This window comes from Pseudoalteromonas sp. Ps84H-4, assembly GCF_024124645.1.
Lineage (GTDB): Bacteria > Pseudomonadota > Gammaproteobacteria > Enterobacterales > Alteromonadaceae > Pseudoalteromonas > Pseudoalteromonas lipolytica_C.
Genome location: NZ_JAMXSK010000010.1, coordinates 22,122 through 39,669 on the forward strand (window position 1 = coordinate 22,122; position 17,548 = coordinate 39,669).

Consider the following 17,548-nt stretch of genomic DNA (forward strand, 5'->3'; position numbering starts at 1 on the left):
TTAGCGAGAGTAAAGTTCCAAGCTGAGCGGTGGGGTTGTTATGTGTGGCGTACCTCTCAGCACTTGCTCTGTTCATTTTTGGGTAGGTTGGGTAGAGCGAAGCGAAACCCAACATAACCCCTACACCTTCATGACCCCTAATTAATTAAATAACCTAAAGGCTGCCATTGGCCACTATTTTTACTCAGGCTCAGAGTTTCTAGGGCATGCTCCTTATTGGTGAAGCTTGTTTGAAATTGAACCACTAAATATTCGCCATTAGGCATTCCAGGTAGTGATGAATATTCTTGTACATCAAAATAAGTACGAGACATTACGCGACCAAGAGGAATACGAAGTTGCTCTAATGCCAAGCGCCATTTTGGCTCTGGTGTGGCTGTCTGAAATATGTGATCTGTTTGCTGCCAACTCTGCACGTATTGGCCGCTATCAACAAGCTTAAGCCATGCTCTTGCTGTTTCAATTGAAGTTGAATCTTTTGCTTGAGCAAAAAAGCTCATCCATAAACATGTAATCAATAAACATGCTTTAAACGTAAATCCATTTACTGAAACTAATAAAATGTTACGCATAGAATGACCTTACTTAATTCATGGGATGCAGCCATCTTACGTTTGGATTGGTTAAATTCTATACTGAAAAAGTGCTATGAGAGGGTTTTTGAAGTGACGTATTAATACTTATTTCTTATTTTGTGTTTTTGCTCGTTTTAACTGAGAGTGAAGTGTTTAGGTTTATTTTAAATTATATGCTTTTGTTTTTTAAATATAAAAACTATGTTTCTTCACTGCTTATTTTTTAAAGTAGGCGCTTAAAATATTGTGTTTTTAATGGTTAAGGAAGTTTCGTATTTGCTTGATCGATAATTCAGAGCCCGCATTTTCACTGTATTTTGCCCCTTTTTAGGGAGGTAAGAGGGAGTTAGCGATGGGAGAGTTACAAGAGTAAAGTTGGCTTTGGCCAGAAATATACTACCCAAATGTTGGGCCTTAGCTATTTGCCGTCACTTGAAAACCCTGATAATGCAAACTACCCTCAACGATGAACCAGCAAGGGTAAACTTTATATGGATAGTTCGCTTAATTCGTTACGAAAAAAAGCTGAAAAAGACCTGAGTAAAGCAACGCTTGATAGCAATGTTGTTTTGGTTGAAGACAGTGATCTTGATTTTACTATTATCAACAAAGTGTTATCACCTCAATATAATGTTAGCCGCTTCTCAACAGCTGAAGCATTGTTAGAGCAATTAGGTGATCTAAAAGTATCACTTTTCTTATTTGATTATCGGTTGCCCGGTATGGACGGTATCGACCTATGTCAAACCATTCGTAGTGTTCCTGCGTTTGAGCATACGCCCGTAATCATGTTGACGGGCGAAAATTATACAAACTTTGAATATAAGTTTTGGGACGCAGGATGTAATGATTTTATTGCTAAACCCTACAGTGCCGTAACACTTCAAAAACGTGTAGAAAAAGAGCTGAAATACAGTGCTTTGCTTGAGCAACATAAAGAAGCATCAATGATTGACTCGCTCACGAAAGTTTTTAATCGACGCTATTTAGAAGTGGTGATGAATCAACTGAGTGCAAGGTACGAGTCACCCGAAGTCTCTGTGTTATTACTGGATATTGATTATTTTAAAAAATATAACGACCGTTATGGCCATTTGGCAGGTGATGCAGCGCTTGTATCAGTTACTAACACTGTGAAAAGAGCATTAGCACGCGACACTGATTTTATTTCACGTTGGGGTGGTGAGGAGTTTGCTGTTGTTCTTCCACACACTAACTATGAAGGCTGTCAGTTGGTGGCAAAACGAATAATAGACCTATTGCACGAAGAGCATTTACCTCATGAAGGTTCACCCTGTGGCTACTTAACTATTTCAATTGGCGGGGTGACTGTTCCTGAATCTCCAAGAGATTGGAAGACACTTTTCTTAAAGGCCGACGAAAACCTGTACGAAGCTAAAAAGAGCGGTCGTAATCAATACTGTTTAAAGCCAGAGGTCTGAACTTTATACCAACACACTCATCAATACACCGGGATCGCTTATACCTGCTTCTTTTAGCGCGTCGCTAATTGATTGGCTAAGAGACATTATTTGCGTATGGATTTCCATGACCATTTTGGTCTGTGTTTCAACTTGCACTTTAACCGCTTCATCTTCTTGGTTTTTAAGTGCTTGCAGTTTGGCTAATTGCTCTTTGGCAAGTTCAAGCTGTTCTTTGAGTTTTTCTAGTTGTTCAACCATTTTGCGGATATGCGCAGGGAGTTCGCTAGATACTTCTTCTTTTTGCGTGGGCTCTGCTTCACGACCAGAGAGTTTATTCATCTCTTGGTTGCTGAGTTTGTAGCCTACGTTGGAGTTGGTATTACTGCTTGCTTTATCTGCATTTGAGATAGTTAACGCACTAGATAATGAGTTAATAGTCATAATGATTGAGTTAAAAGGTAAAGATAGCTATGTATCGGCAAAGGGTACGTGAGCTTTAGAAAAAAAGCCGGCTTTTTTAACCGGCTTTTCCAGACAACAAATAGTTGAGGTGAGGCAGCTCACCTCACTTTGTTACTCTTGTGCAGCTGCTGCATCAAAGAGTGCTTTTATTTCTTCAGCGCTAATCGCACCGTTGAAAATTTTCAGTTCATCGATAGCACCGTGGTATGGCGTATCCCAGTAGTTAACACCGAGAGCAAACTCATTTGTTTCACCAGGAACCGTGAATACACGTGGGAAGCCATCGGTTTCTAGCTGTAATTCACCGTTAACATACATCTTCAACACATCACCGTTCGTACCATCAACAGTGAATGCAACATGTGTCCATTCTTTTGCTGGAATACGGCTATCTAGTTCAGCATTATCGAAGAAGGCACCGTTATTTGCCCATAAACGCGTTAGCGCTGAGCCTGCCATCGATGGTACATAACTTAACCATGCGTTTGCACTTGCACCGGCAAAGAATGCTGTAGTGTAATCAGTGAAGGTTTCAGGTTTTAACCACATAGATACTGAGTAATCATTGGTCGTGATTAAGTTATCCGGTAAACGAACACCTGAACCTTCTAGGAATACTGCTTGACCCATGATACCGTCAACAAAAGTTACGTTACCACCAGTATTGTTGATGAAACCACCCGTTGGTTTACCCGCTGCATACGCACCGTTTAATGCACTTAGGTCACCTTCGAAGCTGTATTCAGCAGGTGCAAGTGATTTTAAGGTTACATCGAATGACTTAGTATCAGTAAAGTCTTTGTACTTAATAGTTGCAGTTAATGTCACTACTTGGTCGCCAGCAGAGGCGCTAGGTTGTGTCACAACAGCTGTACCATTAACCGGTTTTAAGTACTCTTCGTTGTTTGATGTCCAGCTAATACCAGATACAAATGGACCGACTCGTGGTAATTCAAAGCTATCACGAACTGCCGATACATCACCTAAATCAAGCGCATCTGTAATGAAGTCTTCGAATTTAGTCGGATCTGTCAGGTTATTGATAGCCGCACCATTGATATCTAAGCCGTTTAGCGCATAGTCATAGACGATAAATTCATCAATTTGACCTTGGAAAGGTAAGTCCCAACCGTAGTTCACACCAAGGGCAAAGTTACCTGTTTGTGTGCTAAAGAAATCAGGGCGAGGCATCGAACCTGCACGTACACCATCACGATAAAGTGTTGCAGTGCCATTAGCATAAGTGATGGCAATATGATTCCAATCCATTACTGCTGGTGAGTCAGAGATGATTTGGTTCCACATATCTGTGCCATCATCAGCTAAGTAACGGCTCCAAAGCATTGGTGTTGTTGTAAAGTGGGTACTACCCGGGATCAAGCTCATCCAACGTGCATCAGAGGTTGATGCGAAGAATGTAGGCGTAAAGTTAGTTAGTACTGTTGGTTTAAACCAATACGAAATGGTGTACTCATCGCCTGTTACTAACTCATCAGGTAAACGTACGCCCGTTGCACCGTCAAAGTTAAATGCTTTACCTGTTTGACCTTCTGCGTATGCAGCTGTACCAGCACCCACATTTAACATGTTGTTATCTGTTACACCCGCATCATCTAGGTTACCTAACCCATCACTGAGTGAATCTTCAAATGCATAGTGTGCAATCGCATTTTTAAACTCTGGGCGCGCTTCTAGATTTACATTAAATGTTTTAGTCGTGCTTTCACCGTTTAAAGAGATATTAGCCGTTAAAGTAACCGCTTTATCACCACGATCTGGCGTTGGAATGAATACAGAGCCTTCACTGGTGATGTAGTATTCATCACTGCTTTCCCAGTTAATTGCAGCACCGTCTTTACCTTTCGTTGGTAATGAGTAGCCTTCGTCAGCAATTGATAATTCAGTTTTGATATCAAGTGCTTCTTGAACAGTGCCTAGCACGTTAGCGGTATCTGTGATTTCATCACGTTTACTTGCCCAAATGGTAGCGCCTTCGCTTGATGTAGCTGATACAGTTACAGCCATTGCTTTAGTTGCATCATCCCATTGCCATTTAGCCACGCCAAAGTAAGTACCAGAATCTAACTCAAGTTTAATATTTGAGTCATCAATCATGTACCAGATACCTGGATCATCACCGGTTACTGAGTGATCTTCGTTTAAAGCAATATGCATTGAGCGAATAGCATCTGTATTTACATCATTGCCATGGTTGATAAATTTGTAATAGCCGTAAAGCTCATCTGCCACAACCATGTTGTCGCCTTCAAGCGGCACATAACGTTGTGGAGAAGCCATAGGCCAACCTAATGAGTTAATGAACATTTCATGTACGCGAACTTGGTGCGCTTCTGAAATGGTTGGGAACTCAGTCGATGTTTGCGGGAAACGCGTATGCGTAACTAAGATATGACGACCTGTCGCTTCATCGTAGTAAGCAGAGTTATGGCCCGGTGATTGGTAGCCCCATGCTGGTGCTGTTTCGCCAAGTTCTTGCGTGTACTCAAAGCCGCCCATTAGTTTTTCGCCGACCTCCAGACCGCCGATAGCTGCAATGTCATTACCTGCGTTATCTAGATAAGGGCCATCCGGTGTTTTTGAGCGAGCAACACGGATGTTGTAGCCACCATTAAGATCAAAACCAGCAACAGAGAAGAATAGGTAGTAGTATTCACTTTCTGGGCTGTACATGACAAATGCACCTTCCATCGCACGGAAGTCACCGCCAACTAGCTTTTTACCATAGCCTTGACCTGCTTCTGGCATACCTGTTTCTTCGTCCATTGCTAGCACGAAAATACCGCCAGAGTATGAGCCGTAAACCATCCAAAGTTTGCCATCAGCATCATAGAAAGCTGCAGGGTCAATGGCGTTAGGATCAACGGCACCATTCCATGTTGTCTGGCCATTATCAAGTGGGTAAGCTGCAAACTCTGCTTCTGTACGATAACCGCTGCGTAAGAAAATACCTTTGTTTGTATACGGACCTTCGATATTGTCAGCTTCAGCTAAACCAAGGTAAGAGCGGTTCCAGCACACTTCATCAACAACATCCGGTGTATCTGGGTTATCTTGTGCGCAGTGGTTGTAGTAGAACCAGAACTTGCCATTTGGCGCCTGAATAACATCAGCAGCCCAGTTTCCTGTGAAACCGTCTGTCCATTCAATGCCTTCGGCAATTTCACCTGTGTAGTTGTAATCAAATAATGGGCTTTCATTAACGGCTTCGTTAGCTGAAAGGCTCGAAATCATTTCCCAGTTCAAGAGATCAGTCGATTTAGCGGCAGCAAGGTGTGACCCAAAAATATAATATGTGTCGTCGACTTTAACGACAGAAGGATCGTGCACGCTTACATTGGTAACCATTACACTACCTGATTCAGTGTATTCAACACTGCTGCTTACAGTCGGTTTTGCACTTTGCGGGTCGGCAACCGCTGGTGCTGTGTCAAGCTTAGTACCATCTTCTTTGCCACAACCTGTCACAGCCAAAGAGCAGGCTATGACCATGGCTAATTTATTTAATTTCATTTTATGTGTCCTCTTGAAACTGGGATTCATTTTTTTATTCGATTGTTGTCAATAAAATTGCCGCGCGCCTATATCAAACTAATAAGAACGTAGTATTGTAATTTTATAGTACGATTTAAAATGTGCAAATACTTTTGCAAAGGTAATTGATATGTAAACATGAAGTATCAGTGTTTACAATATGTACAGCGTGATTTTAATTTTTTCAAGTTGCCATTTTTGGCGTTTTTTTCGCTGTTTTTGCGCTATTAGGGAAGTTTTTTGCTTATCTGAAAGTGGGGATTTTCCGTTAAATTTGCTTATTTGTATTACATTTGAGCATTAAAAACGGCTCTTAAAGAGCCCTTTTTGATATTACTTGTCTTGTTTACTTAGACCTTCAGTGGTCATGATAATACGTTTAAGTGTGCCATCTTCGTTGTAGTAAAGTGGCTCAATCGCCACTGAACGACGAAAGCGCCCGCCACTTGGTTTGCCATCAATCGGTGGTACAGCACCAGTATGGTAAATAAAGTAGTCTTTACCTTTGTATTCGATGATTGATTGGTGGTTGGTTTCGCTGTTACCGGCGATCTCATTCAAGATACCTTTATATTCCCACGGTCCATGAATGCTTTTGCTCATGGCATAACAGATCTTCTCTGGGAACTCACACGCGTACGATACATAGTAATTGTCGTTTTTCTTATGAACCCATAGCGCTTCGGTAAAGTTTGGTAAATCAAGCGTTTTAATTTCACCATCAAGAGACAGTAAGTCGTCGCTCAGCTTTACGTATTTTGGCATTAGGTTACCAAAGAACATGTAAGTATCGCCATTTTCTTCTGTATAAATAGCCGGGTCGATGTCGTCCCAATCATTTGGCGTGTGCTTGGTCATATCATCAGTAACAAGCGCGTGACCAATCGCATCTTTAAAAGGGCCTGTTGGTGATTTAGAAGTCGCAACACCAATTGCAAAACCTGGTTTTGTATCGTTGTGGCGAACTGTGGTAAAGAAATAGAAAGTGCCATCACGCTCAATCATGTGTGAAGCCCATGCTTCACCTTTAGCCCATTTAAAGTCTGTTGCTTTCATGATTGGGCCGTGTTTTTTCCAGTTCACCATATCTGTTGATGAAAAGGCTAACCAGTCGTGCATTTCAAAAAACACGTCATTATTAGGGGCTTCATCATGGCCTGTATAAAGGTATACGGTGTCATTGTGAACAAGTGCCGCAGGGTCTGCAGTAAATACATCGGTAAATAATGGGTTTTGTGCAACAGCTAAGCTGCTCGAAAAAAGTAATGGTAGCGCCAACGCTTTCAATTTCTTCATGAGTGTCCTCTGTGACTAATAATTGTTGTTCGAACTGCAGCTTTTGTACTTAGAGCTCGCTCTAAATGACCAGATAATACACAGTGTATGCCTGATTATACTGAGTAACTGATTGTTTACATCGAAACAAACCAGTAAAAGTGCAGCAAAAAATAACTCTATATTGTATTATTGTATTTTTATCATAGTAGCATCAAAATACGCCGGGTAAATAACTTGTTAGCCCTTTTTTGTCGCTCTGGATGAACTAAAGACAAATTAAACAAGCAAACAAATAAACGCTAAGTGACTGATAATAATGGGTCTATATAAATTCCCAAAATAAAAACGCAGCCCTTTTTGAGTTTGTAACGTGTTATAATTACAACGTTTTTTGTAAACATAATGGCACTAATTTTAATTTGGCTTTTTGAGTTGACTGTTAAATAATCATACAATATGATTAAAGTTCAGGCAGCAATGTATTAACATAATAAAATGTAGACACACTCGCGCACCGTTTTGACAACACACGATGCACAATGCAGTGGTCACTCTTCGGTAACTGAATGGGGAAAGTTCAGCGGACCGATATAACTATAATTTGGAGAACACCGCTTATGTTTAAAAGAACACACATAGCCAGTGCTGTAGTTATGGCATTTACCTGTCAATTTGCTTTTGCACAGGAGGAAGCACCAAACACTCCTGAGAATAACGTCGATGAGATGGAGGTTATTCAAGTATCAGGTATTCGCGGCAGTTTAAATAAAGCGCTAGATGAAAAACGTGCAAGCGTTCAAATCGTGGATGCAATTGTTGCTGAAGATATTGGTAAATTCCCTGATAACAACGTAGTTGAAGCACTACAACGTGTGACAGGTGTACAAACAACAGGCCGTGGTGCTGGTGAAGTAAGTGCGGTTTCAATCCGTGGTCTTACTGATGTTAATACCACAGTCAATGGTCGCGCTATCTTTACAGGTGCGGGTCGTGATGTGGCGCTGCAAGACATTCCTGCAAGTTTACTTTCAGGCGTAACAGTTTATAAAACCCGTTCGGCGGACCAAATCGAACGCGGTATCGCAGGTGCGATTGATATTAAAACGCATCGTCCTTTCAACTTCGAAGGTGAAAAAGTTGTTTTAGCGGCACGTGCGATTTACTCAGATCAACCAGATGAAGTTGATCCAAATATCAGTGCGTTACTTTCTAATCGTTGGGAAATCGACGGTGCTGGTGAGTTTGGTGCACTTTTCAATATTTCTTATGCTGAAACACATTACCGCGATGACACCATCACAGCGGGTGCTGCATTCCCATTCTTTACTGATAAACCACAGTACAACTACTCACCGTATTCACGTGTTCCAAATGAATTCTGGACTCAAGGTACTGAGTTAGGTCTACCGACAGCGGCTGGTTCTACTTTAGACGTAAATGGTGAGCCAACTGAATACCTATTAGCACGTGATGCTATTTTTGGTACTTCATTCACCGGTCTTCGTAAGCGCCCGGCAGCGTCTGTATCTTTACAGTGGGCACCAGATGAATCCCTAGAAATCACAGCTGAAGGCTTCTACACAGGTTACGAAAACGAATCGCAAAACGCGATGTGGTTCTCAAATACATTCGAAAACGGTAACGGCTTCATTGAAACTCCAACGGTGTTTGATGGCACTAATGTGGTTAAAGAAAAGCAAGCGATTGGCGCTGGCGGTTTCCAAAGTGGTGACTACTCGTACGGTAAAACAGATAGCTACTTATATGCGCTAGGTGCCGAGTGGCAAGCAAGCGATTACCTAACCATTAATACAGAAGTCGTTTACCAAGATAGTGAGTACGAAACAGACTTCTTCGCAATGCGTTTTGACCGCACTGCATATGGCTTAGATGTAGACTTTAACGATAAAGACGGCGTACCAGGTATTGCGTTTTGGGATGATCCAAACACAGCGGTAAACGAAGCAGATATGGCTGCTATCGAAAACTGGAATGCAGGTACTATTTATGACAATGGCGGCGGTAACGCGGGTGACGCATTAACCTTCACATTTGATGCTGAATACCTAATTGGTGGTACTTATTTTGATAAAGTGAAATTCGGTGGCCGTTACGAAAAACGTACTGCGCAAGAGTACACGCGTGGTCAAGATACTGGCATTGCAAACACATCTGTAGCTAGCTTAATTGAGCAATTAGCTGCAGCTGGGGCATCTGGTGATGGTTCTGGTATTGTGTTCCAAGTTGATGATTATTTCGATGGCCGTGCTGACGTCTTCGACAGCTTTGTAACTGCTGACGGTGGTTACATGCTAGATAACGGTGATGCTGTTCGTAGCGTATACGGCCTTGAAGCTGAAGACGTATACAAAACATTTGATATCGAAGAAAACTCATACGCGCTATATGCCACAACTAACTTCTTCTTAACTGAAGATATCAGCGGTGAGTTTGGTTTACGTTATGTAAGCTACGAGCAAGATATGGACTTTATTGCTGAATCTGGCGGCATGAACTCAAATGTATTTGAAGAAAGCTCAGCAAGTGCTGATAGCAGCGCATTACTACCAAGCTTAGTACTTAACTGGAATATCACTGATGATGTAGTGGGCCGTGTCGCGTACACAGAAACATTACGTATGCCTAACTTTGCTGACTTAAACGCGCTGCAATACTGGTACGATCCATTAACAGAAGGTGCTACATACGGTACTGGTACGGGTGGTAACCCAGAGCTTAAACCAACAGAATCAAAGAACTATGACGTATCACTTGAATGGTACTTCGCAGATACAAGTTCACTTTACGCAGCTTACTTTAAGCGTGAAATTGAAGGCTTAGTTGTTGCGGGTCGTAAGCAAGTAGTGCGCGAAGGCGATGATGGCGTAACACGCCCATATGTATTAAGTGCACCAGTGAATGCTTCAAACGGTGAACTATCTGGTTTAGAAGTTGGTTTAGTTTACTTCCCAGAAAACTTACCAGAGTACTTAAACGGTTTTGGTGTGCAAGCAAGCTATACGATGCTTGATTCAGAGCAAGATACACCTGAATTCAATGAGCTAGGTGAAATCTCTGGTTATGTTGATTCACAAATGGCTGGTGTTTCTGATGAATCGTACAGCATCGTAGGTATCTACGAGCGTGACTCATTCGATATGCGCTTATCTTATGTATGGCGTTCTGAGTTCTACACAGGTAATGAAGCGGCAATCTTTGCTAACCCGATTCAATTCTGGAGTCGTCCTGAGCAAAGCTTAGATTTCCAATTTAGCTACAATGTGAATGATGATTTAGTGGTTACTTTTGATGCAACGAACATCCTAGATGACGTATATCAAAACTACTATGGTGAAGGTAACGACAACCTGTTTAACTTTGGTAACGGTATCTACTCACGTACATTCGCACTTGGTGCACGTTATTCTTTCTAATTTTCTTAAATAGACCCAAAAACCCCGGCTTAGCTGGGGTTTTTTATTGGTTTTTATAAACCAAACCATCGGTCGAAAAGAGTTGCGATTTAATAAGTATGATAATACTATTAATTAGATTAGCATTAAATTTACAAAAATAACGAACGCAATGGCCAAGCTGTGTAATATCTAGGGCTATAAATTTATTTGATACGCAATGTTGAAAGCTTTTTAGCATTACTTGAAATAGTGAGCGGCGGCTCATTATTGACCAATTAGGGTGTTGTTGTATGGAATCTCAAAAGTTATCCGTTGTAGAAAAGGTCGGCTTTGGCGCCGGCGACATGGCAGTAAATGTCATGGTTGCAGCGTTATTCTATTTTATGTCTTTCTTTTACACCGATATCTACGGACTTGATCCGGTTGATATGGGTGTGTTGTTCTTAGTGGCGCGTTTTGTTGATGCCTTTACCGATCCATTAATGGGGGTGATCACCGACAAAGTGAAAACCCGTTGGGGTCAGTTCCGGCATTGGTTCTTATTTTTATCTGTGCCTTATGGTTTATCGGTCGTACTGTTATTTACCACGCCTGATTTCGACTACAACATGAAGTTAGCTTGGGCTTATGCCACGTACTTGTTTGCGACCTTGATGTTTACCGGTGTTGCTATTCCTTATATCTCTTACATTGGTGTATTAACTGCCGATCCTAAAGAGCGTTTGTCAGCTAATGGTTACCGTATGTTCTTCGCTAAGATTGCCAATGTAGTGATCGTATTTTCAGTGCCGCTACTTGCCTCATATTGGGGAGATGGCAGCTTGTCGTATGGTTATAAACTGGCAATGGCATTGGTATCGGCATGTGCCGTAGCACTATTTTTGTTTTGCTTCTTTACTACTCGCGAACGTATTACCCATGAGCCACAAACCGAAGGCGTACTTACGCAATTAAAAGTACTTATTAAAAACGACCAATGGTTACTACTGTGTGCAGCATGTGTGCTTGGTACGCTTGGCTATGCGATTCGTGGCAGTGTTGCTATGTATTACGCAACCTATTACTTAGGTGTACCAGATTTAGCAGGTGCCTTTACCAGTGCAGGTATTGCAGCATCTATTGTCTCAATGGTGGCAAGTACGTGGATCACCCAGCGTTACTGTAAAATGAAGCTATTCCGTCAATCACAAATTGCCGTGCTATTTATTTCATTACTAATGTACTTTGTAGTGCAGCCTGGCGATGTAATGACGGCGTTTGTGCTTTATATCATCTTGTCATTTGTGGTTGATTTACATGCGCCAGTGTTCTGGTCTGCCATTGCTGAAGCCGTTGATTACGGTGAAATTAAAGACGGCGTTCGTGCATCAGGTCTATCGTTTGGTGGTATTTCATTCTGCCAAAAAGCCGGGGGCGGTTTAGCGGGCTTAGCGGGTGGTTTATTACTGGCATTTTTTGAGTACAAGCCTAACGTTGAGCAAACCGAATTTACCCTAATGGGCTTAGCACTGATGCTAACTATCATTCCTGGTGTATTCCACGCCTTGCTAGGTCTGATCTTGAAAAAATACAAAATTACCGATGAGTACTATACGGATATGGTTATTCATAAACGCCTACCAAAATAACCACTCTTTAAACGCACACACTAAATAAGTGTGTGCGCTTTGCTCTTTAAAATAACAATTCGCTGGGAGACAACAGTATGAACACATTCAAAGTTAGCTATTTGGCAAGCGTTTGCGCTGCAATATTAACTGTGACCGGTTGCAGTGAGCTGCCAACAGACAGTAAACAAGCCGCTTCTGTGGAGCATGCTGAACATACCAGCGAACAACATTTATTTGCCCTAAATCAAGTAAGTTTAAGCGCCAGCCCGTTTTTACATGCGCAGCAAACGAATGTGCGTTATTTATTAGCTCTTCATCCTGATCAGCTGCTTGCTCCTTACCTGCGTGAAGCCGGCCTTGAGCCAAAAGCGCCTAACTATGGCAACTGGGAAAGCACTGGCCTTGATGGCCATATTGGTGGTCATTACCTTTCTGCCTTGAGTCTTGCGTGGGCAGCCACCGGTGACGAAGAATTAAAGCAGCGTTTAGATTATATGCTAAGCGAGCTGGAGCGCGCCCAACAAGCCACAGGTGGTTACTTAGGTGGTATTCCAAATGGCGATGAAATGTGGCAGCAGATTGAAAAGGGTGAAATCAAAGCCGACTTATTTAGCTTAAATGACCGCTGGGTACCGCTTTATAACATCGATAAAATTTTCCATGGCTTGCGTGATGCATATGACGTAGCCGGTAGTGATAAAGCCAAACAAATGCTATTTAAGTTAGGCGAATGGTTCTTAGCGACCACTGCAAAGCTAACTGATGAACAAGTTCAACAAATGCTGTATTCAGAGCATGGTGGCTTAAATGATGTGTTTGCTGACATGTACTTTATTAGTGATGATGAGCGCTACTTAAAGCTAGCCCGCCAGTTTTCTCATAACATCATTATCGAACCTTTATTACACAAAGAAGATAAGTTAACGGGCCTGCATGCCAATACGCAAATTCCAAAAATTATTGGCATGTTGAAAGTAGCAAATGCCAGCGATGATGAAGCATGGCAGCAAGGTGCTGACTTTTTCTGGAAAACAGTCAGCCAAGAGCGCTCAGTATCAATTGGCGGTAACTCAGTACGTGAGCATTTTCATGATAAAAGTGACTTCACGCCAATGGTTGAAGATGTTGAAGGCCCTGAAACCTGCAACACTTACAACATGATGAAACTAAGTAAGTTATTGTTTTTAAAAAGCGGTGATACGCGCTATTTAGACTATTATGAGCGCGCCACATATAACCATATTTTATCATCACAACACCCAGAGCATGGTGGTCTTGTTTACTTTACCTCAATGCGTCCTGGTCATTACCGTATGTATTCTTCAGTGCAAGATTCAATGTGGTGTTGCGTAGGCTCAGGTATTGAAAATCACAGCAAATATGGTGAGCTGATTTATAGCAATACTGGCAAAGAGCTATGGGTGAACTTGTTTATTCCAAGCACGTTAAATTGGCAACAGCAGGGTTTGCAGATCACGCAAGACAGCCAATTTCCAGATGATAACAAGGTTTCACTGACCGTGAATCGTTTGTCTGAGGGGCAAAGTGCTGAGTCGGTAATTCATATTCGTAAACCGTCTTGGCAGCAAGGTGAGCTGAGCTTTACTTTAAATGGACAGGCTGTAAGCGCAACCGAAAAAGACGGTTACTACAGCATCAGCCATGCATGGCAAAGTGGTGATAAGCTTGCCTTTGAGCTTAACCCTAAGCTTTATACTGAGCAGCTCCCTGATGGTCAGCATTATTATTCGGTGATGTACGGACCTGTTGTAATGGCCACCAAAGTACAAGCATTTGCCAATGAAAAGCTTAACTTTGTTGCTGATAATAGCCGCATGGGCCACATTGCTGCAGGGCCGACTTGTCCGCCAGAGGCTCTACCAATTATGCTGAGCGAGCCAGAAAAATTTATTGCCGATCTCACTCGTAAACCGGGCCAAGAGCTCGCATTTATCGCCGATAAAAATGTGGCGATTGCTAAACAAGGTATCGATAACACTAAGAGCACAGAGCTAATTCCGTTCTTCCGCTTACACGATAGTCGCTATCAAGTGTATTGGCCGCAGCAAAGCGAAGCTGAGTTCACGCAATTTGTTGCCGATGCAAAAGCGGCTGAGCAAGCGAAAGAGCAGCTTCGTTTATTAACCGTGGATCAAATTACACCGGGTGAGCAACAGCCAGAAGTTGAACACGACTTTAAAGGTGAAGGAACCCGCGCAGGTGTTAATAATGGCCACCATTGGCGCGATGCGACAGGTTGGTTTGAGTATCAGCTTAGTAACCCAGAACAAAAAGCGGTTGCTTTGCGTGTTCGCTATTTTATTGGCGATGTGAATCGTCATTTCTCAATTAATTTAAATGGTGAGCAATTAGCAGCAGTTAGTTTGCCTGTAGGTAAACCAACTGATGAGTTCTACACCATTGATTACCCGTTAACAGAAGCAATGAAAAAGTCGAAAACGCTGACCTTACGTTTTGCTGCCGACAAAGACTCTGTTGCCGGTGGTATCTATGGTATTCGTTTAATTAACGCACAATAAAGAGTTGGCTATGTTAAGCAACAATGTGTTTGCGACGGCTAAAGAGCATGTTTTACCGTCGCTTTTAGATAATAGCGCTGAGCAACACAGTTTTTACCGAACACCGACAGGGCTTGGTTATCGAGTAATTGAGCAAGGTCAGGGGGATAAACCTAGTTGGGATGCCACAGTGACTGTACATCAACGGGTTACCCTTAAAAATGGTCGGGTGTTGTTCGACACTCGCAAGCAAGGCGCTGCTGTAGAGTACGAAATTGCAGAGGCGATAGTGGGCTTGCAAGAAGCGTTGCAATTAATGAATAAAGGCAGTCGCTTTGAGGTTTTAATCCCTGCACACCTTGCGCGCGATGTGTACAGCTCATTTATTGATAAAAAGCATCAGCAAGGTTGTCAAAGCCCCATGCTAGTTGATATTACCTTGGTTGATTTTAATTAATAATATCTAACTGGAGCCTCAAGCTAGCTCGCTTGAGTAAATAAAAAACCTGCAATTTGCAGGTTTTTTTGGTTTGAATAATTACTTTGTGAGCTTGGTTTTGAGCTTATTTAGGTCGGCGGGGTTAACAACCGGCCAATCGTTTTTCCAGCTCATAGGTAAAATACGTAGCTTTTGCACGCCGTTGTCGGCTGTTTCGTAGGCGTGTAATACTAAATAGTCTTTACCATCAAAGGTGTATGCAGCATTGTGGCCAAGAGCAGCCCAATCTTTATTACCTTCAATAACTAAGCTACCACCGCCATCAACCATAGATCGACCTTGCTGATCTAAATATGGCCCTTCAACGTTTTTGCTGCGACCTACGCGTACATTGTAAGTACTTTTTACCCCTTGGCAGCACTTATCAAATGATACAAATAGGTAATAATAGCCATTCTTTTTGAAGATATAAGGTGCTTCAATCGGACCATGTTCCGTGTTTGGACGACTCGCAATGTGGTGCCATTTTTCAGGTTTTGCTAAGCGCACCATGTCATCATCAAGTTGTACTAGTTTTAAACCGCCCCAAAACGAACCAAAGCTCATCCACGGTGTACCGTTATCATCTTCAATAATCGCAGGGTCGATAGCGTTCCAATCGTCACGCTCTGGCACAGACTCGACTACAATACCGTAGTCAATCCACTTGTAATCAGGTGACGATGGGTCAAGAGTTTCGTTAACTGTTACACCAATTGCCGAAGTGTTTTTGCCAAATGCAGAGACTGAGTAATAAAGGTAAAACTTACCATTTTTCTCGTACACATCGGGTGCCCATAAGTGGCCACCAAAATTAGGTGACACGCGTTTTGCCCAGCTAGGCTCGTCTTTAAATACCCGGCCTGTAAGTTTCCAGTTGGTTAAATCTTTAGATTCATAATAGGTAATACCAGGGCCTGTGCTAAATACATAATATGTATCGCCTTCTTTCGCCATCACTGGGTCGTGTACTTCAACTTGCTTTGCAGATACGGCTGCGGCAGAAAAAAGTAGCCCTGTTGAAAGCCACTTCATCGCTTGTGTCACGTTACTTACGGGTCTCATGCTTGAATACCTTTTGTTGTTTTAACTCTTGTGTTCATCCAGCTACTATATAATATATAATACAATATTAACAATAAAATCGAGACGAAATACAGGACACATTATGCTCAAAAAAATATCTCGGCTAACGCTTGTTAGTGCGTTAAGCGCCTCGTCATTGTCAGCCCTTGCTGATGCTAATAGTAGCAAGACTTTAGCGCCTATTGATAACCCCATTGTACTTAAACGTGCCGATCCTTGGTTAGTTCGCGATGATAAAAGTGGCTGTTACACGTTTATAGGTAGTTCGCCGAAATTTGATGAAATTGAGCTGCGCCAAGCTTGTCGTTTAAACGATTTAAAATTAGCTGAGCCGAAGGTTATTTGGCAAAAGCGTGATAAAGGCCCTATGAGTGTCAATATTTGGGCCCCTGAGCTACATCAGATTGATGGCAGTTGGTATATCTACTTTGCCGCAGGTGATATCGAAAAGCCGTTTAGTATTCGCATGTATGCACTTAAGAACGACAGTGCTAACCCGATGCAAGGTGAGTGGCAAGAAATGGGGCAAGTCACCAGCCATCTTGATAGTTTTTCGCTTGATGCCACAAGTTTTACGCACAAGGGTAAGCGTTATATGATTTGGGCGCAGCAGAACCAACCTGCAACCTATAACTCAGCTTTATGGTTAGCTGAAATGGACTCACCAACATCAATTAAAGAACCGATTATTGCGATTACAGAGCCAACTCTTGATTGGGAAGTGCAAGGCTATAAGGCGAACGAAGGTGCTGCAGTCATCACCCATGGCGATAAAATATTTGTCACTTATTCAGCCAGTGCCACCGATCATCGATATGCAATGGGCTTGCTATGGGCAGATGTGAATGCTGACTTACTTGACCCTGCTAGCTGGCATAAAAAGGCTGAGCCGGTGTTCACCACCAATGCTGAGCTAGGTCGTTTTGGTCCCGGCCACAACAGTTTTGTGAAAGCTGAAGATGGTGTAACCGATTTAATGATTTATCACAGTCGTGATTATAAAGAGCTCAAAGGCACACCACTTACAGATCCTAACCGCCATGCGCGAGCACGTATTATTACGTGGGATAAAAACGGTTTTCCAGTGTTTTCACCTGAACTCGCTGATTAAAAAAGGGCGCCAATTGGCGCCCTACAACTTTGGGAAC

The 17,548-nt window shown here is 42.3% G+C and carries 11 protein-coding genes; 6 read left to right on the forward strand and 5 right to left on the reverse strand.

What is annotated here, in order from left to right; all coding sequences use genetic code 11:
• Nucleotides 1-137: 137 nt before the first annotated feature.
• A complete protein-coding gene (locus NH454_RS10470) occupies nucleotides 138-572 on the reverse strand; it encodes a DUF4019 domain-containing protein (protein WP_135923044.1) in 435 nt (144 codons plus the stop codon).
• A gap of 494 nt (nucleotides 573-1,066) precedes the next feature.
• Between NH454_RS10470 and NH454_RS10475 the strand changes: the two genes are divergently transcribed.
• A complete protein-coding gene (locus NH454_RS10475; protein ID WP_135923043.1) occupies nucleotides 1,067-2,017 on the forward strand; it encodes a diguanylate cyclase in 951 nt (316 codons plus the stop codon).
• A gap of 3 nt (nucleotides 2,018-2,020) precedes the next feature.
• Here NH454_RS10475 and NH454_RS10480 read toward each other — a convergent pair whose 3' ends face one another.
• From NH454_RS10480 to NH454_RS10490, 3 genes are all read right to left on the reverse strand, one after another.
• Nucleotides 2,021-2,440: a hypothetical protein gene (locus tag NH454_RS10480; RefSeq protein WP_253039003.1), complete on the reverse strand. Its 420-nt coding sequence runs from the start codon at nucleotides 2,438-2,440 to the stop codon at nucleotides 2,021-2,023.
• A gap of 132 nt (nucleotides 2,441-2,572) precedes the next feature.
• The gene (locus NH454_RS10485) at nucleotides 2,573-5,992 is read right to left on the reverse strand and encodes a LamG-like jellyroll fold domain-containing protein (RefSeq protein ID WP_253039004.1); all 3,420 of its coding nucleotides are present in this window, start codon (nucleotides 5,990-5,992) and stop codon (nucleotides 2,573-2,575) included.
• Nucleotides 5,993-6,346: 354 nt separating this feature from the next.
• Nucleotides 6,347-7,309, reverse strand: a complete 963-nt coding sequence (locus NH454_RS10490) for a glycoside hydrolase family 43 protein (RefSeq protein WP_054562986.1) — start codon at nucleotides 7,307-7,309, stop codon at nucleotides 6,347-6,349.
• Between the two features lie 599 nt (nucleotides 7,310-7,908).
• Here NH454_RS10490 and NH454_RS10495 point away from each other — a divergent pair.
• From NH454_RS10495 to NH454_RS10510, 4 genes are all read left to right on the forward strand, one after another.
• Entirely contained in the window at nucleotides 7,909-10,725 is a 2,817-nt protein-coding gene (locus NH454_RS10495; RefSeq protein ID WP_253039005.1) for a TonB-dependent receptor, read from the forward strand.
• Between the two features lie 272 nt (nucleotides 10,726-10,997).
• Nucleotides 10,998-12,335 (forward strand): MFS transporter, encoded by a 1,338-nt coding sequence (locus NH454_RS10500; protein ID WP_054562984.1) that lies wholly within the window; start codon nucleotides 10,998-11,000, stop codon nucleotides 12,333-12,335.
• A 77-nt stretch (nucleotides 12,336-12,412) separates the two neighbouring features.
• The gene (locus tag NH454_RS10505) at nucleotides 12,413-14,857 is read left to right on the forward strand and encodes a glycoside hydrolase family 127 protein (RefSeq protein WP_253039006.1); all 2,445 of its coding nucleotides are present in this window, start codon (nucleotides 12,413-12,415) and stop codon (nucleotides 14,855-14,857) included.
• A gap of 10 nt (nucleotides 14,858-14,867) precedes the next feature.
• Nucleotides 14,868-15,293, forward strand: a complete 426-nt coding sequence (locus NH454_RS10510; RefSeq protein ID WP_253039008.1) for an FKBP-type peptidyl-prolyl cis-trans isomerase — start codon at nucleotides 14,868-14,870, stop codon at nucleotides 15,291-15,293.
• A gap of 81 nt (nucleotides 15,294-15,374) precedes the next feature.
• Here NH454_RS10510 and NH454_RS10515 read toward each other — a convergent pair whose 3' ends face one another.
• Nucleotides 15,375-16,349: an arabinan endo-1,5-alpha-L-arabinosidase gene (locus NH454_RS10515; RefSeq protein WP_253039077.1), complete on the reverse strand. Its 975-nt coding sequence runs from the start codon at nucleotides 16,347-16,349 to the stop codon at nucleotides 15,375-15,377.
• A 133-nt stretch (nucleotides 16,350-16,482) separates the two neighbouring features.
• On the opposite strand from NH454_RS10515, the gene NH454_RS10520 reads away from it, so the two are divergent.
• Nucleotides 16,483-17,511: a family 43 glycosylhydrolase gene (locus NH454_RS10520; protein ID WP_253039010.1), complete on the forward strand. Its 1,029-nt coding sequence runs from the start codon at nucleotides 16,483-16,485 to the stop codon at nucleotides 17,509-17,511.
• Nucleotides 17,512-17,548: the final 37 nt, after the last annotated feature.